Genomic DNA, 22,059 nt, shown 5'->3' on the forward strand with positions numbered 1-22,059 from the left:
CGATGCCCTTCCCCACCCGGGCCGTTCGCAGCCGAGCGGTCGGTCTGCTCGGCGCCCTGACCGCCGTCGTCGCGACGTGGACCGTCGCGGCGCCGGTGGCGCAGGCGGACGACATGCGGTCGCGCCAGTGGTACCTGGAGGCGATGAAGGCGGACGAGCTGTGGAAGGTGGCCACGGGCAAGGGCGTCACGGTGGCCGTGCTCGACAACGGCGTCGACTCGTCCATGGCGGAGCTGCGCGGCAAAGTGCTCCCGGGCCGCGACTTCTACAACGACAAAGGGGGAGACGGCCTTGCGAACGGCGAGGACACGAGTCCCCACGGCACGAACATGGCCCTTGCCATCGCGGGCACCGGAGCGAACGGCGGCGTCAGGGGAATCGCACCGGACGCCAGGATTCTTCCTCTGAAGGTCGCCGATGCTGTCGGGTCCTACGGCCTGGTGGGCTACGCAGGCCGGGCGATCCGGTACGCGGCTGACAACGGCGCCAAGGTGATCAACATCTCGATGGCCGGAGTCGAGTCCGATGAGGACATCGCCAAGTGGCAGAAGGCGGTGGACTATGCCTTGGCGAAGGACGTACTGATCTTCGCGGGATCAGGCAACGACGGGGATGGTGGTCCGCTCTATCCGGCGGCGACTCCCGGTGTCGTTGCCGTTGGAGCCCTCGACACCAAGGGGAAGATCGCCAAGTTCTCCAGCTACGGCCCCCACCTCGCCCTTGCCGCCCCCGGCGTCGATGCGCCGGGCCGCTGTTCCAAGAACAAGTCCGAGTACTGCGCCTTCGAGGGCACCAGCCACGCCTCCGCCATCGCCTCCGGCACCGCCGCCCTCATCTGGTCCGCCCACCCCGACTGGACCGCCAACCAGGTCCTCCGGGTCATGCTGGAGACGGCCGGACACAACGGGCCCGTCCCCAGCAAGTACATCGGCTACGGGTCCGTACGCCCCGCTCAGGTGCTCCTGGAGGGCAAGGGGAATCCGGGCGATCCGGACGTCAACCCGCTGCTCGCCGCGCGGGCGAGCCGGTCGCCCGCTCCGTCCGCACCGCGGACCTCCCCCTCACCCGGGAAGACGGGGACAAGCGGCACGAGTCCGGCCACGGGCCCCGGGACGCCCGGGAAGACCGAATCGGCCGCCGGGCCCGAGGAGAGCGGTCTCCCGCTCCGGGCCGTCGCCGTGAGTGCCGTCGCCGTCGTCGCCGTCCTGGGCGTCGTCGTGGCGGCGGCAGTACGCAGGAGAACGTCGACAGACGCATGAGCAAGGTCATCTCACCAACCGAGGAGCACGAATGAGCACTCCCACCGGCGGGTTCGGACTCGCAGACGATCCGGTCGTCAAGGCCAAGAACAAGATCATGGAGACCGGTGAGGCGGTCTCCAAGCAGGCGCGCGAGCTCGCCAACATCCTGGAGACGTGCAGCGCCGGCTGGACCGGTGTCGGCGCGGTGGGCTTCAAGCAGGCCCAGACGTTCCTCAACGAGGACCACGACGTCATCCGTCGTCTGCTGGGCGTGCTGCTCAACGCCGTCGGCGAGACGAAGAACCTCAGCAACGCGAACGACGACGACGTCCGTGCCGCGTTCGCCGCCGCCAACAACAACTCCGCGCTCAACAACCTCTAAGAAAAGGGGACGAAATGTCTGCCGACAGCGCCGGCACCCGGGTACGGTACGAGAGCGTCCAGGAGATGGCGAACCGCATCCGCACGGTCTCGCAGAACATCATCAAGGACATCCAGGAGATGGACACCGCACTCAAGGTCGTCACCGACACCTGGGACGGCGACGCGCACCACGAGTACGAGATCCTCCAGCGCAAGTACAAGAAGCGCGCCGAGGACATGAGGGACCGCCTGGAGAAGGTCGCCAAGATCGTCGAGCAGGGCAAGGACAGCTACCGCGCCACCGACGTCAAGGCGTCCCGCCTCTTCACCGAGGCGTACTGATCCGCGTACGCGCCGCGACCCCCGGGGTCGCGCGAAGGGGCCCGCTCCCTCGGGGGAAGCGGGCCCCTTCGCGTTCCCGTACGTCCTACCGCAGGTCGAACTCCCCGTCCTTGGCGCCCAGGACGAAGGCGTCCCACTCGGCCTTGGTGTACCGCAGCACGGTGTCGTGGTCGAGGGAGGACCGCATCGCGATGGCGCCGCCCGGCAGATGGGCGATCTCCACGCGCTCCTCGTCGGGGCTCGTACCGGGGGCTCCCTGCCACTCGACACCGCTGATGTCGAGCGCGTACAGCTCGTCCTTCTCCTGCTGGGTGCCCATCTGGCTCTGCTCCTTCGTGCGGTGGGAAAGGTGGAACGGTGTAGCGGTTCCATCATGAACGCCGGGCGGACGCCCTGTCAGGCGGAACCGGATGTGCCTCGCGTGGATCGTCAGGGGGCGTTTCCGGTGAGGGGCCTCACGACGGGGTCCTTCGCCAGCGGCCGGTTCTCGCAGCCGAGGAGTTCCGTGGCCCGGCGCGCCATCAGGTAGACGAACGACATCTGCTGGTCCTGGGTGCCGTGGTCCTCGACGGTGCCCAGGTTCGTGGTGAACGAGACGCCCGCGTGGAAGAGGACCTTCTTCGACGGTTCCTTCAGCTCGCCGGGCAGCTCGCACCGTACGTAGAGGTCGGTGGTGACGTCGCCGGACCGTCCCGTCGCCCCGTTCAGGCGGTAGCGGCGGGTGCCGGCCGCGTCCGTTCCCTTCTGCGCGTCGGAGAGGGGAGCCCACCCGTACTCGACGGTCGTCTGGCCGTCACCGCTCCGTCCGTCCGGAAAAAAGAAGCACTGCCTGACGGCGAGTGTCTTCCCTTCCTCCCCGTACTCGCGCAGGCGGTCCTGCGCCTTCTCGACGAACCGGGGGCTCCGATAGCCGTTCCGGGTCGTGAAGGAGTCCGTCCGCATCACCTGGGACAGCAACTTCGCCTCGGGGGAACCGGCGGAGACCGCGCAGGCATAGTCGTCCGGACGCTCCGCCCGCGACGGAGTCCCGTCACTGCACGAGGTCACGGTGAAGAGGACGGAGACGACGAGGAGCGGCCAGGTTCGGGAACTGCGCATGATCACCCCAGGTACTTCTTGGCCGCGCCGATGCCGTCGGAGTGGCCCCCGCTCGCAGCGTCCTTGGCGGAATTGAAGGGGCCTTCGCCCAGGTCCTCGCGCTTGTGCCATGCGTCGAACATGCTGTTCAGCCCATCCGTCCCCGACGAGTACGAGTCGCTCGACTCCTTCCTCGCCTGCTCCTCCGCCACGTCCTGGACGTCCTTCACCCAGTCGAACTTGACGGAGTCGATCAGTGCGCCGCCCGCCGTACCCACGAAGGGGATCTCACCGATCAGCGCGTTGCCGGCGATGGCCGAGTACTCGGCGGTCTCCTCGGCCCAGTCCGACTTCTCCTTGCCCTTGTCGATGTAGACGTCGGCGCCGATCTCGTTGAGGGCACCCATCGCGAAGCCGATGTTCTTCGAACGGTGGTCCCACTCGGCGCTCTGACCGTGTACGGGGTTGGTCTCGGGGGGCGGGGCCGGGGCCTCCGCGAGCAGCTTCGCGGAGTAAGCCCGCTCCGCCTCGTACATCAGGGCGTACGACGGACCGTCGTCCGCGATTCCGCGCATGACGCGGACCAGGCTCTCCTGGCCCACCGCGATGTGCGCGTTGTCGCCCTTGCCCGTGATGTCGGGGTTGCCGCCGGCGCCGCCGTACTCCGACTCCTGGCCGTTGAGCGTGATGTGGGTGTCGGCCACGTAGTCGGCGAGGGCCCGGGCCATCGGCTGCTTGATGTTCGCGAGCTCCTCGGGGAACTCGGCACCGCCCTTGTCGTCGTCCAGGAACGTGATGGCGTTCTGCATGACCCGCGCCTGCCCCTCGGTGTGCGGCCCCACCGGGCCGAGCTTCTCGCCCGGCTCGTGCCCCGTCGCCGCCGCCTGGATGGCGTTGCCGAGACCCACCGCCTTGAAGGGGTCGTCCATCCTCGTGGGCGCCGAGTAGAGGTTGTTCATCGCCGGATCCGGCCACTCCCGGTCCGTGAGCAGGAACTTCAGGTGCTCGTTCGCGTTCCCGGGGGCCTTGGGGTCGAGGAAGTACTCCGCGTCCTTCGGGTCCTTGCTCATGATGTCGAGCAGCCCGTCCAGCGGATCGTGGGCGAGGTTCGGCCGCTGGCCGTCGAAGAAGTGCTCCCAGACGCGGGGCTTCTCCTTCTCGACCCTGATCATGTCGTCGCCGATCTCGTTCAGGAACTCCTTGCCGTACGCCTTGGGGTCTCCCTGGTTCATCGCCGTGACGAGGATCTGATATCCGTTGGTCACGTTGCCGTAGCGCCCGAAGTTCTCCGTGCCGAGCTCCTTGAGCCCGTCCACGAACGGCCGGTACGCGTAGCCGTTCGGGTCCTTCGTGCCGGAGGCGATCGTGTTCGCGAGGCCGGCGTTGATCGAGTCGTAGAGCTTCTTCTCGTCGGCCGGGATGCCCCGCTCGTTCGACGCCAGGTTCATCCGGTCCGCGATCTTCAGGGCGTCCTTCGCGCCGAGGCCGTCCAGATACGCCTCGCTGAAGTGCCTGTCCCCGGAGTTCTGCCGGAGCAGGTCCCGGTAGTGCTCCAGCTCCTCCTTCGACGCCTTGCCCTCGCGCACCTTCTCCGACAGCGCCAGCGCCTCGACGGCCTCGACGTCGCCGACCGGCTTCGCGTTGAAGCCCAGGGGCGCGGTGCCGTCCGCACCGGAGGCGTTGAGCAGGGCGGTCTTGACGTCCGCGTCGAACTCCGTGACCGCCTTGACCGCGTCGTTGATCTTGGTCGTGTACGACATCTCCACGTCCCGCAAGCCCGGGTCGTGGCGGATGGCGTTGGCCTCCTGGGCGCTGACCTCGCTGAAGTCGTAGCTGGCGTTCCCGTACTCGGACACCTTCATGCCGGCGGTCACGGCCTCGTCGACCGCCGCCTTCACCCGGCCCTTGAGCTCGGTGAACGTGCTGTGCGCGTCCCGGAGGAGCGACTCCATGGCGCGCGCCTCCTTCTGCGCCGAGTCGAGCTCCTTGCGGGTGATGCCGAAGTTGGTCGCGCTGACCTGCTGGGCCTGGCCGGTCCACAGCGGACCGCCCGCGGCGACGCTCTGGACCTCCTTCTCGTACATGTCCTCGACCTTCTTGAACTTCTCCGCCATGCTCTTCCAGCCGTCGGCGGCGGTGCTCAGCTTGCCGAGGTCGATCTCCATGATCTCCTGGTACGTCGGCATCGTGATTCCTCCTACAGACCCGAGACCTTGGACTGTGCCGGGGCGAAGCTGTACCCCGTCACGATGTCGTTGTTGCTGAACAGCGTGGACGCGCCCCGCAGCGCGGCCTTCTCCGAGTCCAGACGCGCCATCAGGCGCTTCACCTGGCCGTCCCAGTGCTCATGGGCCTTCTTCAGGCCGGTCGCCGTGTCCCAGCCCTTGAATTCGGCGACGGCGCCGCTGGTGCCCTCGTCGCCGGCGTCCGCGGCCGCCTTCACGTCCGGCTGTATGTGGTTCTCGATGGTGTTGGCGGCAGCCTTCTTCCTGGCCGGCGTCGTCGCCAGGTCCGGCTGCTCCCCGCCCCCGCCCCCGCCGGCGTCGGCGGGCACCTGGTTCAGCCGTGTGCTCGACGACCGGTGCTCCATGGCGACGTTCTTGTGCTGGGTCCACTCGTTTTCGAACGACACGGTTTCCTCCTTGGTCGAGCCTCGGCCGGGCCGGGATGGTGTTTTCAGTTCTGGGGCCCGCGCGCCCTGCCGCGGACGTGCGGACGTGAAGACCGCCGGACGGTTCCGACCCGTTCCGGGCCGCCCCCACGGATTCCGTAGGGGCGGGACACGGCCTCCGCACGGGGCGGACCCGGGCCCGAGGCGTTCCGGACCCGGCGCCCGGTCACAGCGCGGGCAGCCGCCCCGTCTGCACCAGTGACGCGCCGCCCCGGCGCCCCACGAAGTAGCCGCGGCCCGGTGGCATCGGACGGGGCCGGACCGCGCCGAGCAGGTCGCCCTCCGCCGGATCGCCCGACAGGACGACGCCCTGCGCGCCCAGTTCCTTGACGCGCTGCATGAAGGACTCGTACATCGAGCGGGAGGCCCCCGCGCTGTTGCGCGCGATGATGAACCGCACGCCCGTGTCCCGGGCGAAGGGCAGGTACTCCGCGAGCGGCGCCAGCGGGTTCCCCGCGCTCGTCGCCACCAGGTCGTAGTCGTCGACGACGATGAAGACCTGCGGCCCCGACCACCAGCTGCGGTCCCGCAGCTGCTGCGGCGTCACGTCCTGCGGCGGCTGCCGGCGCGCGAACACGCCCGAGAGCGCCTCCATGTGCATCTGCAGCGAGCTCGCCATCGGCGCGTACTCGAGCAGGTGCTCCTCCGGCAGGCTGCCGAGCAGCGCCCGGCGGTAGTCGCCCACGACCAGCTTCGCCTCGTCGGGGGAGTACCGCTGGGCGATCTGCTGGACGATCAGCCGCAGCAGGTTCGTCTTGCCGGACTCGCTCTCGCCGAAGATCAGGAAGAACGGATCCGTCTCGAAGTTGACGAAGACCGGTTCCAGCCGGGTCTCGTCGATGCCGATCGCGATGCCGTGCTGCGGGAACTCGGAGCCCTTCGGCAGCAGGTCGGCCGACAGCTTGTGCGGAAGCAGCCGCACCGGCGGTGCCGGCGGACCCTGCCAGCCGGTCCGCACGGCCTCGACGAAGGACGCGGTGCCCACCGCGAGGTCGTCGTTCGCGCTCGACCCGTCGATCCGCGGCAGCGCCCCCATGAAGTGCAGCTTCTCCGGCACCTGACCGCGCCCCGGCACCCCGGTCGGCACGTTCGCCGCGACCTTCCGGTCGAACTCCGAGTCCATGACGTCACCGAGCCGCAGTTCGAGCCGGCCCAGCATCTGGTCCTTGAGGGCCGCCCGCACCTCCATGTACCGGGAGGCCGTGATCACCACGTGGACGCCGTAGCCGAGGCCGCGCGCGGCCAGGTCGGACACGGTCCCCTCCAGGCCCTCGTACTCGTTCCGGAAACCGCCCCAGCCGTCCACCACCAGGAAGACGTCGCCCCACGCCTCTTCCCCCGGGCCCTGTTCCGGGCGACCGCCGGGCAGCTCGCCCGCGGCCCGCTTGCGCCGGTAGGTCGCGATCGAGTCGATGGAGTGTGCGCGGAAGAACTCCTCGCGCCGGTTCAGCACCCCCGTCACCTCCGCGACCGTCCGCCGCACCCGCTCCGGGTCGAGCCGGGACGCGACTCCGCCGACGTGCGGCAGGTCGGCCAGCGACACCAGACCGCCGCCGCCGAAGTCCAGGCAGTAGAACTGCACCTCGGCCGGGGTGTGGGTGAGCGCGAACGACGAGACGAGCGTCCGCAGCAGCGTCGACTTCCCGGACTGCGGCCCGCCGACCACCATCATGTGACCGGCCGCGCCCGAGAAGTCCCGGTACAACACCTCGCGCCGCTGCTCGAACGGCTTGTCGATGAGTCCGAGCGGCACGGTGAGCGTGCCCCGGCGCGTGTACTCCGTCGCCGTGAAGCCCCGCTCCGCCGTCCGCGCGAGCCCCGGAAGGAGCTGGTCGAGCGAGGGCGCCCGGTCGAGCGGCGGCAGCCACACCTGGTGCGCCGGCACCCCCTGCCCCTCCAGACGGCGCACGATCACGTCGAGGACCGTGTCCGCCAGGGCCTCGTCCTCCTCCGCGCCCCGCCCTGCCGGGTGCGCCGGGTCCGGCGCCGCGTACACCACCGGCACCGGCGCCGCCGTGAACAGCACGGGCCGCCGCTCCACCGGCAGCTGCCCCGCCTCCGGGCGCGGCCCGTCCGCCCGGTACGTCCCCGAGACGTACGCCGCCTTGAAGCGGGTCATCTCGTCCGTGCCGAACTTCAGGTAGCCCGAACCGGGCACCGACGGCAGGTGGTATGCGTCCGGCACGCCGATCGCCGTCCGCGACTCCGCCGCCGAGAAGGTCCGCAGACCGATCCGGTACGAGAGGTACGTGTCGAGGCCGCGCAGCTTGCCCTCCTCCAGGCGCTGCGAGGCCAGCAGCAGGTGCACGCCCAGCGAACGGCCGATCCGGCCGATCTGGATGAACATGTCGATGAAGTCCGGCTTGGCGCTGAGGAGTTCGGAGAACTCGTCGATCACCAGGACCAGCGACGCCAGCGGTTCGAGCGGCGCGCCCGCCGCCCGCGCCTTCTCGTAGTCGTGGATGTTGGCGTAGTTGCCCGCCGAGCGCAGCAGCTCCTGGCGCCGCTGGAGCTCGCCGCGGATCGCGTCGCCCATGCGGTCCACCAGCGTCAGGTCGTCCGCCAGGTTGGTGATGACCGCCGCCACGTGCGGCATCTGCGACATGCCCGTGAAGGTCGCGCCGCCCTTGAAGTCCGCGAGGACGAAGTTCAGCGTCTCCGAGGAGTGCGTCACCGCCAGACCGAGGACCAGCGTCCGCAGCAGCTCCGACTTGCCGGAACCCGTCGCGCCCACGCACAGTCCGTGCGGGCCCATGCCCTCCTGCGCGGCCTCCTTCAGGTCCAGCATGACCGGCTGCCCGTCCTCGCCGACGCCGATCGGCACCCGCAGCCGCTCGGCCACCGTCCTGGGCCGCCAGGTCCTGGCCACGTCCACCGAACCCGCGTCCCCCAGGTTCAGCAGGTCCGTGAAGTCCAGGTTGGCGAGCAGCGGTTCGTCGTCGTCCCCGCCGCCCGTCCGCAGCGGCGCCAGCTGCCGGGCCAGCGCCTCGGCCGCCGGCAGGGACATGCCGTCCGGCAACCCCTCGTACGCGAAGCCGCCGCCCGACTCCAGACGCAGCCGGCCCGGCCGCACCACCACCGACAGGCCGCCGCGCGGCTCGTCGAGCTCGCCGGACACCACTTCCACGATCGTCACGCCCTGGAGGCCCTCGGCCGCCGCGAGCAGCGAGTCCGGCGGCACCGGACCGCCGCGGGTGGAATCGGAGTCCAGGACCACGACCACGTGCGGCTGGTCCAGCACCGGCCGGCTCTCCCGGGAGAACCGGGGCCGCCCGTCCAGCCGGGAACGCATCAACTGCTCCAGCTCACCCAGGTCGTCGCCGAACAGCCGCCTCGTACCGGCTCCGTCGACCTGCCCCGGCACCTGCGCGTGCGGCAGCCACTTCGTCCAGTCCCACCGCTCCCACGCCGGCCGCGCCGCCACCACGGCCAGCATCAGGTCGTCGGGGGAGTGCAGCGTCACCAGCTGCGCCACCAGGGCCCGCGCCGCCGCCTGCGCCGACTCCGGATCGCCCGACACCGTCACGTGGTAGAACGCCCGCATCGAGACCGCCATCGGCAGTCCGTCCAGCGTGCCGTGCACCGCGAGGAACTGCTGCATCGCCCCCGCGCACAACGGCTCCAGCTCGTCCACCGGCGCCGTCTCCGGCGCCACCAGCGGCGTCGCCAGCCGCTGCGCCCCCAGGCCGATCCGGGCCTGCCCGAAGTCGCGGTCGCCGATCCGCCGCTCCCACACCCGCGACCCCTCGGCCACCACCGACCACAACTGTTCGGGGGCGGGGTGCAGATACAGCTGCGCGTCCCGCTGCGCGCGCGCCGTGCGGCGGACCGTACGCCGGGTCTGCGCGAGGTATTTGAGGTAGTCGCGGCGGACATCCGCCATTTGCCCCTGCGTACCACGACGGAACCGCACGACCTGGGCGATGGCCATGCCGACCGTCGACGCCAGCATCAGCACGCCCATGATCCGCATGATCGGCGACGGCGTCATGAAGAAGAACACCACCGACGAACCCATGCCGAGCATCGGGAGCAACTGCATCAGCGCCGACTCCTGCTGTCCCCGCGGAAGTTCCGGCGGAGGCTCCAGGACCAGTTCCTCACCGGGTACTTCAGGAGGAAGGGACCTCGGCGGGCGTTTGACGACGATCTGGCTCACCGGCGCATCAATCCCTCGTTGGAGACGGGCTCGTGGCGGGAGCATCCGCACCGGCAGCCGGGCGCGCGGACTTCCCCCATGGGCGGTGATCCTACGTGCAGCCCCTTACGGCGCTCCCCGGTAGGGTGGCGCGCGCATCGTGCGCAACCGCGAATCAGGGGGTCCACACCGTGAGTACGACCGCAGCGACCGGCTTCTGCCGCGTCACCGTCGTGGCGCCGGACAGCCGCATCGACGTCGCGCTCCCCGAGGACATCGCCGTCGCCGACGTCCACCCGGAGATCCTGCGGCTCACCGGCCAGACCCAGGCCGCGGGCACCCCCACCGGCTACCACCTGGTCCGCCGCGACGGGTCCGTCCTGGACGGCGCCCGCACCCTGGCCGCCCAGCGGGTCCTCGACGGCGAGGTGCTCTCCCTGCGCCCCTTCGCCCGGTCCCTGCCGCCGGCCGTCTACGACGACGTCTCCGACGCCGTCGCCTCCGCCGTCACCCGCGACCGGCACCTGTGGAGCGACGAACTGCTGCGCGGCGCCGGACTCCTCGGCGGCGTGCTGCTCCTCGTCCTCATGAACTTCGTCCTCTGGTACGCCGACCCGGTCCGCCACGACATGCACGGCCTCCCCGGGATCGTCGCGGGCGCCGCCGGTCTCCTCCTCACCGCCTTCGCCGGCGTTCGCGCCCGCGTCTACCGGGACCGGCCGACCGCCGTCGCCCTCGGCCTCGGCGCCCTGCCCCTGCTGCTCACGGCCGGTTCCGGGATCATCGGCCCGGACCCCGGCCAGGGGCCCGGCCGCCTCCAGTTCCTGCTCGGCTGCGTCACCGTCCTCGTCGCCTCCGTCGTCCTCGTCGCGCTCACCCCCAGCGGGGACGCCCCCTTCGTCGCCGCCACCTTCCTCGCCGCCGTCGGCACCCTCGCCACCTTCGTCGCGATCCTCACCGGGGCGACCGCCACCGGGGCCGCCGCCGTCTGCGCCCCCGTCGCCCTCGGCCTCGTCGCCTTCCTGCCCGGCCTCTCCGCACGCTTCGCCCGGCTGCCCATCGGCTACGCCGCCCCGCGCAGCGCCGCCGGCGACGAGTTCCTCGGCGACCCGCGGCAGCCCGGCGAGGAGGCCCGTCCCGTGGACGGCGAGCGCATCGCGCTCCAGGCCCGCCGCGGCCACGAGATGCTTCTCGGCCTGGTCGGCGGCTGCGCGGCCGTCGTCGTCGGCTCCGCCGCCGTCCTCGGTTTCGCCGGAAACGTCTGGGGCCAGCTCCTCGCCCTCGCCTCCGGCCTCGCGATGCTGCTGCGCGCCCGCCTCTTCCGCTACACCTCCCAGGTCGCCTGCGCCCTGGTCGCCGGCATCGCCGCCGTCGCGCTGCTCGTCCTCGGCCTCTCCCTGAACCCGCCGGCCGACCTGGTCGGGGACCTCCTGGTGTACGGGGACCGCGGCGGCCTCGACATCCGTACGATCTGGCTCACCGCCGCCGTCGCCGGCGGGGCCGCGCTGATCACCGCGATCGGCCTGATCGTCCCGAAGAAGGGGCTCTCGCCCTTCTGGGGCCGCCTGCTCGACCTGACCGAGGGCTTCGTCCTGCTCTCCCTCGTCCCGCTCTGCCTCGCCGTCCTCGACGTCTTCACCACGGTCCGCTCCCTCACCGGCGTGTAGCCCGCCGGCGGGAGGGCCCCCGGGGCCGCTCCGGCGAACTGGTACGCTGTGTGACGGCCGTTTGTGTACGCGCTCCCGGAAGCCCCCGAAGCCTCTGGAAGCTGCGCCCATCGGACCTTCGCTCGCCGAGTCACGGAAGCTTCCCCTGAGAACCAGACCAGGGGCACTCGCGGGCGCACGAACCAAGAGGAGATCCGCGTGGCTCTCGACGCCGCCGTCAAGAAGCAGATCATGGCCGAGTTCGGCACCAAGGAGGGCGACACCGGCTCCCCCGAGGTCCAGGTCGCGATGCTGACCCGCCGCATCTCGGACCTGACCGAGCACCTCAAGCAGCACAAGCACGACCACCACTCCCGCCGTGGTCTGCTGATCCTGGTCGGCCAGCGCCGCCGCCTGCTGCAGTACCTGGCCAAGAAGGACATCCAGCGCTTCCGTACGCTGGTCGACCGCCTCGGCATCCGCCGCGGCGCGGCCGGCGGCGCCAAGTAGGACGCCGTGGAGGGAGCGGTTCCCACGTTCAGGGGGCCGCTCCCTTTGCCGTACGTGCGAGAAACCCGCGCGTCCCTTTAGTCTGGTAGCACAACCCCATACGACGAGCGAGAAGCCGCCGGCCGGCCGCCGGTCCTCGGTAGTGGCCCCCGGAACCGAATCCCCGGGTGCTTCGATCGAAGACCGGCCCGCCTCAGAAGCGCTTCTCCGCCGCCGTCGCACACCGTCCCCGGCCACACGGGCCCGGGACGCAAAGACGAACACGTAGGAGAAACCCATAGTGGAGAACGAGACCCACTACGCCGAGGCCGTCATCGACAACGGCGCCTTCGGCACCCGCACCATCCGCTTCGAGACCGGCCGCCTCGCCAAGCAGGCCGCCGGCTCCGCCGTCGCCTACCTGGACGACGACACGATGGTCCTCTCGGCGACCACCGCCTCGAAGCGCCCCAAGGACCAGCTCGACTTCTTCCCCCTGACGGTGGACGTCGAGGAGCGGATGTACGCGGCCGGCAAGATCCCCGGCTCCTTCTTCCGCCGGGAGGGCCGCCCCTCCGAGGACGCCGTCCTCACCTGCCGCCTGATCGACCGTCCGCTGCGCCCCTCCTTCAAGAAGGGCCTGCGCAACGAGATCCAGATCGTCGAGACGATCATGGCGCTCAACCCCGACCACCTGTACGACGTGGTCGCCATCAACGCCGCCTCCTGCTCCACGCAGCTCGCCGGCCTGCCCTTCTCCGGGCCGATCGGCGGCACCCGCGTCGCCCTGATCAAGGGCCAGTGGGTCGCCTTCCCGACGCACACCGAGCTCGAGGACGCCGTCTTCGACATGGTCGTCGCCGGCCGCGTCCTGGAGGACGGCGACGTCGCGATCATGATGGTCGAGGCCGAGGCCACCGAGAAGACCATCCAGCTGGTCAAGGACGGTGCCGAGGCGCCGACCGAGGAGGTCGTCGCCGCCGGTCTCGAGGCCGCGAAGCCCTTCATCAAGGTCCTCTGCAAGGCCCAGTCGGACCTCGCCGCCAAGGCCGCCAAGCCCACCGGCGAGTTCCCGGTCTTCCTCGACTACCAGGACGACGTCCTGGAGGCGCTCTCCTCCGCCGTCAAGGGCGAGCTGGCCCAGGCGCTCACCATCGCCGGCAAGCAGGAGCGCGAGGCCGAGCTCGACCGCATCAAGGAGCTCGCCGCCGAGAAGCTCCTCCCGGCCTTCGAGGGCCGCGAGAAGGAGATCTCGGGCGCCTACCGCGCGCTGACCAAGAAGCTGGTCCGCGAGCGCATCATCAAGGACAAGGTCCGCATCGACGGCCGCGGCATCACGGACATCCGTACGCTCGCCGCCGAGGTCGAGGCCATCCCGCGCGTGCACGGCTCGGCGCTCTTCGAGCGTGGCGAGACCCAGATCCTGGGCGTCACCACCCTCAACATGCTCCGCATGGAGCAGCAGCTGGACACCCTCTCCCCGGTGACCCGCAAGCGCTACATGCACAACTACAACTTCCCGCCGTACTCCGTCGGCGAGACCGGCCGCGTGGGCTCGCCCAAGCGCCGCGAGATCGGCCACGGCGCCCTCGCCGAGCGCGCCCTCGTGCCGGTCCTCCCGACCCGCGAGGAGTTCCCCTACGCGATCCGCCAGGTGTCCGAGGCCCTCGGCTCCAACGGCTCGACGTCCATGGGTTCGGTCTGCGCCTCCACCATGTCCCTGCTGAACGCCGGTGTGCCGCTCAAGGCCCCCGTCGCCGGCATCGCCATGGGTCTGATCTCCGAGGAGATCGACGGCCAGACGCACTACGTCGCCCTCACCGACATCCTCGGTGCGGAGGACGCCTTCGGCGACATGGACTTCAAGGTCGCCGGTACGAAGGAGTTCGTCACCGCCCTCCAGCTCGACACCAAGCTGGACGGCATCCCGGCCTCCGTCCTGGCCGCGGCCCTCAAGCAGGCCCGCGACGCCCGCCTCCACATCCTCGACGTGATGATGGAAGCGATCGACACCCCGGACGAGATGTCCCCCAACGCCCCGCGGATCATCACCGTCAAGATCCCCGTGGACAAGATCGGCGAGGTCATCGGCCCCAAGGGCAAGATGATCAACCAGATCCAGGAGGACACCGGCGCCGAGATCACGATCGAGGACGACGGCACCATCTACATCGGTGCCCAGGTCGGCTCGCAGGCCGAGGCCGCCCGCGCCACGATCAACGGCATCGCCAACCCGACCATGCCGGAGGTCGGCGAGCGCTACCTGGGCACGGTCGTCAAGACCACGACCTTCGGTGCCTTCGTCTCCCTGCTCCCGGGCAAGGACGGCCTGCTGCACATCTCGCAGATCCGCAAGCTCGCCGGTGGCAAGCGCGTGGAGAACGTCGAGGACGTGCTCGCGATCGGCTCCAAGGTCCAGGTCGAGATCGCCGAGATCGACCAGCGCGGCAAGCTCTCCCTGATCCCCGTGATCGCGGACGAGGACGCCGCCGAGGGTGACAAGGACGACGCCGCCAAGTGACGTCCCGTAGTTCCCGCGCGACGGCCCGCCCCTCCTCCGAGGGGCGGGCCGTCGCCCGTACCCAAACGCTTCTCCCGGGCAGGGACGGCATCGGCACGGTCCGGCGCACCACCCTCCCCGGCGGCCTCCGCGTCGTCACCGAGACCCTTCCCTCCGTGCGCTCCGCCACCTTCGGCATCTGGGCGCACGTCGGGTCCCGCGACGAGACCCCGGCGCTCAACGGGGCGACGCACTACCTGGAACACCTCCTCTTCAAGGGCACCCGCGAGCGGTCCGCCCTCGACATCTCCGCCGCGATCGACGCGGTCGGCGGCGAGATGAACGCCTTCACGGCGAAGGAGTACACCTGCTACTACGCCCGGGTCCTCGACACCGACCTGCCGCTGGCGATCGACGTCGTCTGCGACATGCTGACCGGCTCCCTCGTCCTCGACGAGGACGTGGAGGCCGAGCGCGGGGTCATCCTCGAAGAGATCGCGATGACCGAGGACGACCCCGGTGACGTCGTGCACGAGCTGTTCGCGCAGACGATGTTCGGCGACACCCCGCTGGGCCGCCCGGTCCTCGGCACCGTCGACACCGTCAACGCCCTCACCCGGAGCCAGATCGCCCGCTTCTACAAGAAGCACTACGACCCGACCCACCTGGTCGTCGCCGCCGCCGGCAACGTCGACCACGCCACGGTCGTGCGCCGGGTCCGCCGCGCCTTCGAGAAGGCCGGCGCCCTCGGACGCGCCGACGCCGTCCCCGTCGCCCCCCGCGACGGCGCCCGCACCCTGCGCGCGGCGGGCCGCGTCGAACTCCTCGGCCGCAAGACCGAGCAGGCCCACGTGGTCCTCGGCATGCCGGGCCTGGCCCGCACCGACGAGCGCCGCTGGGCCCTCGGCGTGCTGAACACCGCCCTCGGCGGCGGCATGTCCTCCCGCCTCTTCCAGGAGGTCCGCGAGAAGCGCGGCCTGGCCTACAGCGTGTACTCGTACACCTCGGGCTTCGCCGACTGCGGCCTCTTCGGGGTGTACGCGGGCTGCCGGCCCAACCAGGTCCACGACGTCCTGGAGATCTGCCGGGACGAGCTGGCCAAGGCCGCCTCCGACGGCCTCACGGACGAGGAGATCCGCCGCGCGATCGGCCAGCTCTCCGGCTCGACCGTGCTCGGCCTGGAGGACACCGGCGCGCTGATGAACCGCATCGGCAAGAGCGAGCTGTGCTGGGGCACCCAGATGTCGGTCGACGACATGCTGACCCGGATCGCCGCCGTCACCCCGGACGAGGTCCGGGAGGTCGCCCGCGATGTACTGGAGCAGCGGCCCTCGCTCGCGGTGATCGGCCCGCTGAAGGACAAGCAGGCCGACCGCCTCCGGCAAGCGGTCTCCTGACCCACGAGTCCCCCTTAAGGAAGAGCAATGAGCAAGCTGCGCGTGGCGGTCCTCGGCGCGAAGGGCCGCATCGGCTCCGAAGCGGTCCGGGCCGTCGAGGCCGCCGAGGACATGGAACTGGTCGCGGCCCTCGGCCGCGGCGACGGGCTGGAGGCGCTCACCGAGGCGGGCGCCCAGGTCGTCGTCGAGCTGACCACTCCGGACTCGGTGATGGAGAACCTCGACTTCTGCGTGCGCCACGGCATCCACGCGGTCGTCGGCACGACCGGCTGGACCGAGGAGCGCCTCGCGCGGCTGCGGACCTGGCTCGACGCCTCTCCGGGGACCGGTGTCCTCATCGCCCCGAACTTCTCCATCGGCGCGGTCCTCACCATGAGGTTCGCCCAGCTCGCGGCCCCGTACTTCGAGTCGGTCGAGGTCGTCGAGCTGCACCACCCGAACAAGGTGGACGCCCCCTCGGGCACCGCCACCCGCACCGCCCAGCTCATCGCCGAGGCCCGGTCGAAGGCAGGCCGCGCCCCGCAGCCCGACGCCACGACCACCGCCCTGGACGGTGCGCGGGGGGCGGACGTGGACGGCGTGCCCGTGCACGCGGTACGTCTCCGGGGCCTGCTGGCCCACCAGGAGGTGCTGCTCGGTGGCGAGGGCGAGACCCTCACCGTCCGCCACGACTCCCTGCACCACTCCAGCTTCATGCCGGGCATCCTCCTGGGCGCCCGCCGCGTGACCACCGCCCCGGGCCTCACCTTCGGCCTGGAACACTTCCTGGACCTGGGCTGACGGCCGTGGGCGGAAAGATCACGTACGTCTTCCTCTCCACCGTCCTGGTGCTCGTCTTCGGGGTGGTGGCGATGGAGGGCGTCCTGCTGCTCCTCACGGGCGAGCCGGCCGCCATGGGCATGGGCGCGGTGGCGTTCCTGCTGCCGCTCGTCGGCGGCTGGTTCCTCTGGAAGAACACCCGCTTCGCGCGCCGGGCGAACCGCCTCGCCGCCGAACTGGAGGCGGAGGGCGGCCTGCCCGTCGACGAGCTGCGGCGCACGGCGGGCGGCCGGATCGACCGCGACTCGGCCGACGAGGTCTTCGCGCGGCGCAAGGCCGAGGCGGAGGAATCGCCCGAGGACTGGCGCTGCTGGTTCCGGCTCGCGGTCGCCTACCACGACGCCCGTGACACCCCCAGGGCCCGCCAGGCGATGCAGCGGGCCATCGCGCTCCACGAGGGGCGTCCGGTCAGCGCGTAGCGACCGGGACCGTGCCGTACTCGGCGTTCCACGCCTCGACCGTGTCGGCGGCCCGGTCGAACGCCTCCACCCGGGAGAGGAAGTCGGCGCCGTGGTCGGTGAGCAGCAGCAGCTGCTCACCGCGACGGCGGTCGAGCACCAGGGCCTGTCCCTGGACGGTGCGGGGGAGGCCCAGCCAGCGCACCGGCTGCTGCGCGGTCCGTACGGACGCCACATCGGCCCACGGCACGGTGAGGGTCGAGAGGAAGCCCACGCGCCGCACGCCGGCCCGGCTCACCCAGGTGCCCATCCGCAGCATCCGCAGCGTGGCCAGGATGATGAGCAGGGCGATGCCGAAGGTGACGCCCCCGCCGCCGAAGGAGCCCGCCGCGGTGACGATCACCGCGGCGAGGAGCACGAAGGAGGCGAGCAGCAGCGAGAGCGCCGCCGCCCCGACCCGCCAGGACCCCGGCCGGTACGGACGGCGCCACTGGTCGTGGTCGTCGAACGGCAGGGCGACAGGGTCGGTCGTGTCAAAAGCACGGTCGGCCGTCAGGAAGGGCAGGGGCACGACAGGTCCTCACTCACAAGCACGCTCGAAGGGGCGATGCCCGGTGAGGCTACCTCAGTGGCCTTCGGAGGCCGCGGACTGCTGCTGGCGGGCGGCCGATTCGCCCGACTGGAGCGACGGCATCCCGAAGACCAGTGCCCCGACGAGACCGGCCACGACGGTCAGTCCGAGCAGGGTACGGCCCACGATCTGCGAGGCGCTGGGACGTTCCCGGGGCGGCGGAGTGACGTTACTGCGAAAGTGGTCGGCCTCCACGACGAACGCGAACGGTACGGCCTCTTTCCGGCGGAACATCAGAGCCACTCTCCTGGGATGTCGTCTGGGGGTGTCGTCGTGATTCACCTGTACAGACGAGGAAACCGGTCCTTTGGTGCCCGTTTTCGCCAAGGATTTCACCAAACCGGCCGAATGCAGTCCTCCAGGAGGAGGGGGTCCGACCTCCGGAGGACCCTCGTTAAAGTGGGCGGCTGCACCCCGACTGGAAGGACCGCTGGTGAGCGACAGCCCCACCGAGAACGTGAAGATCGACTTCAGGAGCGACGTCACCGTCGACCTGGTCAAGAGCGCGGCGGCCGACTCCGACGTCCTGTGGGCCGCCCGGGTCTCCACGGCGGGCGAGCAGTCCCTCGAAGAGCTCCAGAAGGACCCGGAGCGCTCCAAGGGCCTCATCAACTACCTCATGCGGGACCGCCACGGCAGCCCGTTCGAGCACAACTCGATGACCTTCTTCATCAGCGCCCCGATCTTCGTGTTCCGCGAGTTCATGCGGCACCGCGTCGGCTGGTCGTACAACGAGGAATCGGGCCGCTACAGGGAGCTCCAGCCGGTCTTCTACGTCCCCGACACCTCTCGCAAGCTCGTCCAGGAGGGCCGTCCCGGCAAGTACGTCTTCGTCGAGGGCACCCCGGAGCAGCACGAGCTGACGAGCCGCGCGATGGAGGACTCCTACCGGCAGGCGTACGAGACGTACCGGGAGATGCTGGCCGCCGGCGTCGCCCGCGAGGTCGCCCGCGCGGTCCTTCCGGTCGGGCTCTTCTCCTCGATGTACGCCACGTGCAACGCGCGCTCGCTCATGCACTTCCTGGGCCTGCGCACCCAGCACGAGCTGGCCGCGGTCCCGTCCTTCCCGCAGCGGGAGATCGAGATGGTCGGCGAGCGGATGGAGGAGCACTGGGCCCGGCTGATGCCGCTGACCCACGCGGCCTTCAACAAGAACGGCCGTGTGGCCCCGTAGGGCACACATGTCCGACCCCGCCATGCGAAGTGTCCGTATTGCGGGGTTTCGGGAAGTTCATCTAGGCTGATCAAACGGACCCGGCGCTGCCTGAACCCCCGAGCAGGCAGCGCCGGGCTCCTTCTCTCCCGTCCCCCCAGAGGGGCACCCGGTGCTGAGCAGCGAGTAGCGTGGTACCCATGGCTCCGATCTCCACTCCGCAGACCCCCTTCGGGCGGGTCCTCACCGCCATGGTCACGCCCTTCACGGCGGACGGCGCACTCGACCTCGACGGTGCCCAGCGGCTCGCCACCCACCTGGTGGACGCGGGCAACGACGGCCTCGTCGTCAACGGCACCACCGGCGAGTCCCCCACCACCAGCGACGCGGAGAAATCGGAGCTGGTACGAGCGGTACGGGAGGCGGTCGGCGACCGCGCCCACGTCGTCGCCGGCATCGGCACCAACGACACCCGCCACTCGGTCGAGCTGGCCCGCGCCGCCGAGCGCGACGGGGCCCACGGCCTCCTCGCCGTGACGCCCTACTACAACAAGCCCCCGCAGGAGGGCCTGTACCGGCACTTCTCGGCCATCGCCGACGCCACGGAGCTCCCGGTGATGCTGTACGACATCCCCGGCCGCAGCGGCGTCCCGATCGACACCGAGACGATCGTCCGCCTCGCCGAGCACCCGCGCATCGTCGCCAACAAGGACGCCAAGGGCGACCTGGGCGGCGCGAGCTGGGCCATCGCGCGCTCCGGCCTCGCCTGGTACTCCGGCGACGACATGCTCAACCTGCCGCTGCTCTCCGTCGGTGCCTGCGGCTTCGTCTCCGTCGTGGGCCACGTCGCCACCCCGGAGCTCCGCGCCCTCCTCGACGCCCACCTGGGCGGCGAGGTCCAGAAGGCGACCGAGATCCACCAGAGGCTGCTCCCGGTCTACACCGGCATGTTCCGCACCCAGGGCGTCATGACCACCAAGGCCGCCCTCGCCCTCCAGGGCCTCCCCGCCGGTCCGCTGCGGCCCCCGCTCGTCGAGCTCTCCCCGCAGGAGACGGAGCAGCTCAAGGTCGATCTGGCCGCCGGCGGGGTAGAACTCTGATCAACGACTTCACAACTGAACATCGTCACCAGTCGAAAACCACAACAGCAAGTGCACGAATGTCATGCGCGCCACGTGCCAGGGGGTACGTGGCGTGCGTGGTGAGGAGAGTCTTTTGAGTCATCCGCATCCTGAACTCGGTGCCCCGCCGAAGCTGCCGAAGGGCGCCCTGCGCGTCATCCCGCTCGGCGGGCTCGGTGAGATCGGCCGGAACATGACGGTCTTCGAGTTCGACGGCCGTCTGCTCGTCGTCGACTGCGGCGTCCTCTTCCCCGAGGAGGAGCAGCCCGGCGTCGACCTGATCCTGCCGGACTTCACCATCATCCGGGACCGCCTCGACGACATCGAGGGCATCGTGCTCACGCACGGGCACGAGGACCACATCGGTGCCGTCCCCTACCTGCTCCGGCTCAAGCCGGACATCCCGCTGATCGGCTCCAAGCTGACCCTCGCGCTGATCGAGGCCAAGCTCCAGGAGCACCGCATCCGCCCCTACACCCTCGAGGTGAAGGAGGGCGACCGGGAGAGCCTGGGCGCGTTCGACTGCGAGTTCATCGCGGTCAACCACTCCATCCCGGACGCGCTCGCGGTCGCGATCCGCACCCCCGCGGGCACGGCCGTCGCCACCGGCGACTTCAAGATGGACCAGCTCCCGCTGGACGGCCGCCTCACCGACCTGCACGCGTTCGCGCGGCTCAGCGAGGAGGGCATCGACCTCCTGCTGTCCGACTCGACGAACGCCGAGGTCCCGGGCTTCGTCCCGCCGGAGCGGGAGATCTCGAACGTCCTGCGGAACGTCTTCGCGAACGCCCCGAAGCGGATCATCGTGGCCAGCTTCGCCAGCCACGTGCACCGCATCCAGCAGATCCTCGACGCCGCCCACGAGTACGGCCGCCGGGTCGCCTTCGTCGGCCGCTCGATGGTCCGCAACATGGGCATCGCCCGCGACCTGGGCTACCTCCGGGTCCCGGCCGGCCTCGTCGTGGACGTGAAGACCCTCGACGACCTGCCGGACGACGAGGTCGTGCTCGTCTGCACGGGTTCCCAGGGCGAGCCGATGGCGGCCCTGTCCCGCATGGCCAACCGCGACCACCAGATCCGGATCGTCCCGGGCGACACCGTGATCCTGGCGTCGTCCCTGATCCCGGGCAACGAGAACGCGGTCTACCGCGTGATCAACGGCCTGACCCGCTGGGGCGCGAACGTCGTCCACAAGGGCAACGCCAAGGTCCACGTCTCGGGCCACGCCTCGGCCGGCGAGCTGCTGTACTTTTACAACATCTGCAGGCCGAAGAACCTCATGCCGGTCCACGGCGAATGGCGCCACCTGCGCGCCAACGCCGAACTCGGCGCGATGACGGGCATTCCCAAGGACCACATCGTCATCGCCGAGGACGGCGTCGTCGTCGACCTGGTCGACGGTCGCGCCCGGATCACCGGCAAGGTCCAGGCGGGGTACGTGTACGTGGACGGTCTCTCGGTCGGCGACGTCACCGAGACCTCCCTCAAGGACCGCCGGATTCTCGGCGAGGAGGGCATCATCTCGGTCTTCGTCGTGATCGACTCGTCGTCCGGCAAGATCGTGGGCGGCCCGCACGTCCACGCCCGCGGCTCCGGCATCGACGACTCCGCGTTCGACGCGGTGCTCCCGAAGATCGACCAGGCGCTCAACAAGTCCTTCCAGGACGGCGTCGTCGAGCCCCACCAGCTCCAGCAGCTGATCCGCCGCTCCGTCGGCAAGTGGGTCTCCGACACCTACCGCCGACGTCCGATGATCCTTCCGGTCGTCGTCGAGGTCTGACCGCGCTGACCAGCGCGAACAGGAGCGGGGCGCCACGATTTGCATCGGGGCGCCCCGCTCCAGTACGTTTACGGCTCCGCCAGAACGGGAAGCCCCGGCGCCGATGTGCGCCCGGAAGGCCGAACGGGAGGCGGGAAAACCGACTCAGAACTTCTGATAAAGTCGGAACCGCGGGAAGGGCCCGGAGCGAAAGCGAACGGGACCGGAAAGCACCGGGGAAATCGGATCGGAAAGATCTGATAGAGTCGGAAACGCAAGACCGAAGGGAAAAGCCCGGAGGAAAGCCCGGTGAG

Annotated in this window: 19 protein-coding genes; 12 read left to right on the forward strand and 7 right to left on the reverse strand. The window is 70.4% G+C overall.

Annotated features, from left to right (window positions below; all coding sequences use genetic code 11):
* Positions 1-2: 2 nt before the first annotated feature.
* The 3 genes from ACFYZY_RS28155 to ACFYZY_RS28165 are packed head-to-tail and all read left to right on the forward strand — an operon-like array spanning position 3 to position 1,946.
* A complete protein-coding gene (locus ACFYZY_RS28155) occupies positions 3-1,259 on the forward strand; it encodes a S8 family serine peptidase (protein ID WP_388699608.1) in 1,257 nt (418 codons plus the stop codon).
* Between the two features lie 31 nt (positions 1,260-1,290).
* On the forward strand, positions 1,291-1,623 hold the full coding sequence (locus tag ACFYZY_RS28160; protein WP_388699611.1) for a hypothetical protein: 333 nt from the start codon (positions 1,291-1,293) through the stop codon (positions 1,621-1,623).
* A 14-nt stretch (positions 1,624-1,637) separates the two neighbouring features.
* On the forward strand, positions 1,638-1,946 hold the full coding sequence (locus tag ACFYZY_RS28165; RefSeq protein ID WP_388699613.1) for a WXG100 family type VII secretion target: 309 nt from the start codon (positions 1,638-1,640) through the stop codon (positions 1,944-1,946).
* 85 nt (positions 1,947-2,031) lie between these two features.
* On the opposite strand, the gene ACFYZY_RS28170 is transcribed toward ACFYZY_RS28165, so the two are convergent.
* From ACFYZY_RS28170 to eccCa, 5 genes are all read right to left on the reverse strand, one after another.
* Positions 2,032-2,265: a DUF397 domain-containing protein gene (locus ACFYZY_RS28170; RefSeq protein WP_125661844.1), complete on the reverse strand. Its 234-nt coding sequence runs from the start codon at positions 2,263-2,265 to the stop codon at positions 2,032-2,034.
* A gap of 110 nt (positions 2,266-2,375) precedes the next feature.
* Positions 2,376-3,044: a hypothetical protein gene (locus ACFYZY_RS28175; RefSeq protein ID WP_388699616.1), complete on the reverse strand. Its 669-nt coding sequence runs from the start codon at positions 3,042-3,044 to the stop codon at positions 2,376-2,378.
* A 2-nt stretch (positions 3,045-3,046) separates the two neighbouring features.
* A complete protein-coding gene (locus tag ACFYZY_RS28180) occupies positions 3,047-5,209 on the reverse strand; it encodes a hypothetical protein (protein ID WP_388699618.1) in 2,163 nt (720 codons plus the stop codon).
* 11 nt (positions 5,210-5,220) lie between these two features.
* The gene (locus ACFYZY_RS28185; protein ID WP_388699621.1) at positions 5,221-5,655 is read right to left on the reverse strand and encodes a hypothetical protein; all 435 of its coding nucleotides are present in this window, start codon (positions 5,653-5,655) and stop codon (positions 5,221-5,223) included.
* A 205-nt stretch (positions 5,656-5,860) separates the two neighbouring features.
* Positions 5,861-9,853 (reverse strand): type VII secretion protein EccCa, encoded by a 3,993-nt coding sequence (eccCa, locus tag ACFYZY_RS28190; RefSeq protein ID WP_388699623.1) that lies wholly within the window; start codon positions 9,851-9,853, stop codon positions 5,861-5,863.
* Between the two features lie 170 nt (positions 9,854-10,023).
* Here eccCa and eccD point away from each other — a divergent pair, with 170 nt between their 5' ends.
* The 6 genes from eccD (at position 10,024) to ACFYZY_RS28220 (ending at position 17,102) form a co-directional block, all read left to right on the forward strand.
* A complete protein-coding gene (gene eccD / locus ACFYZY_RS28195) occupies positions 10,024-11,499 on the forward strand; it encodes a type VII secretion integral membrane protein EccD (RefSeq protein WP_388699625.1) in 1,476 nt (491 codons plus the stop codon).
* A 198-nt stretch (positions 11,500-11,697) separates the two neighbouring features.
* The gene (gene rpsO / locus ACFYZY_RS28200) at positions 11,698-11,988 is read left to right on the forward strand and encodes a 30S ribosomal protein S15 (protein ID WP_388699632.1); all 291 of its coding nucleotides are present in this window, start codon (positions 11,698-11,700) and stop codon (positions 11,986-11,988) included.
* Between the two features lie 280 nt (positions 11,989-12,268).
* Positions 12,269-14,488 carry a polyribonucleotide nucleotidyltransferase gene (locus tag ACFYZY_RS28205; protein ID WP_388699634.1) on the forward strand — a complete coding sequence of 740 codons (2,220 nt, stop codon included), beginning with the start codon at positions 12,269-12,271 and terminating at the stop codon, positions 14,486-14,488.
* Positions 14,485-15,864, forward strand: a complete 1,380-nt coding sequence (locus ACFYZY_RS28210; RefSeq protein WP_388699637.1) for a M16 family metallopeptidase — start codon at positions 14,485-14,487, stop codon at positions 15,862-15,864. Before ACFYZY_RS28205 ends, ACFYZY_RS28210 begins: the two co-directional genes overlap by 4 nt.
* A gap of 27 nt (positions 15,865-15,891) precedes the next feature.
* Entirely contained in the window at positions 15,892-16,644 is a 753-nt protein-coding gene (gene dapB / locus ACFYZY_RS28215; RefSeq protein WP_388699639.1) for a 4-hydroxy-tetrahydrodipicolinate reductase, read from the forward strand.
* A 5-nt stretch (positions 16,645-16,649) separates the two neighbouring features.
* On the forward strand, positions 16,650-17,102 hold the full coding sequence (locus tag ACFYZY_RS28220) for a hypothetical protein (RefSeq protein ID WP_388699641.1): 453 nt from the start codon (positions 16,650-16,652) through the stop codon (positions 17,100-17,102).
* On the opposite strand, the gene ACFYZY_RS28225 is transcribed toward ACFYZY_RS28220, so the two are convergent.
* Positions 17,092-17,652 (reverse strand): hypothetical protein, encoded by a 561-nt coding sequence (locus tag ACFYZY_RS28225; protein WP_388699644.1) that lies wholly within the window; start codon positions 17,650-17,652, stop codon positions 17,092-17,094. The genes ACFYZY_RS28220 and ACFYZY_RS28225 overlap by 11 nt on opposite strands.
* 54 nt (positions 17,653-17,706) lie before the next feature.
* Positions 17,707-17,946, reverse strand: coding sequence for a hypothetical protein (locus tag ACFYZY_RS28230; RefSeq protein ID WP_388699646.1), 240 nt, complete (start codon positions 17,944-17,946; stop codon positions 17,707-17,709).
* Between the two features lie 199 nt (positions 17,947-18,145).
* On the opposite strand from ACFYZY_RS28230, the gene thyX reads away from it, so the two are divergent.
* The 3 genes from thyX (at position 18,146) to ACFYZY_RS28245 (ending at position 21,766) form a co-directional block, all read left to right on the forward strand.
* Positions 18,146-18,886, forward strand: coding sequence for an FAD-dependent thymidylate synthase (thyX, locus tag ACFYZY_RS28235; RefSeq protein WP_388699648.1), 741 nt, complete (start codon positions 18,146-18,148; stop codon positions 18,884-18,886).
* Positions 18,887-19,065: 179 nt separating this feature from the next.
* Positions 19,066-19,965, forward strand: coding sequence for a 4-hydroxy-tetrahydrodipicolinate synthase (dapA, locus tag ACFYZY_RS28240; protein ID WP_388699651.1), 900 nt, complete (start codon positions 19,066-19,068; stop codon positions 19,963-19,965).
* Positions 19,966-20,080: 115 nt separating this feature from the next.
* Positions 20,081-21,766: a ribonuclease J gene (locus ACFYZY_RS28245; RefSeq protein ID WP_388699654.1), complete on the forward strand. Its 1,686-nt coding sequence runs from the start codon at positions 20,081-20,083 to the stop codon at positions 21,764-21,766.
* Positions 21,767-22,059: the final 293 nt, after the last annotated feature.

The organism is Streptomyces sp. NPDC001744 (assembly GCF_042892575.1).
In the GTDB taxonomy this organism is placed as follows: Bacteria; Actinomycetota; Actinomycetes; order Streptomycetales; family Streptomycetaceae; genus Streptomyces.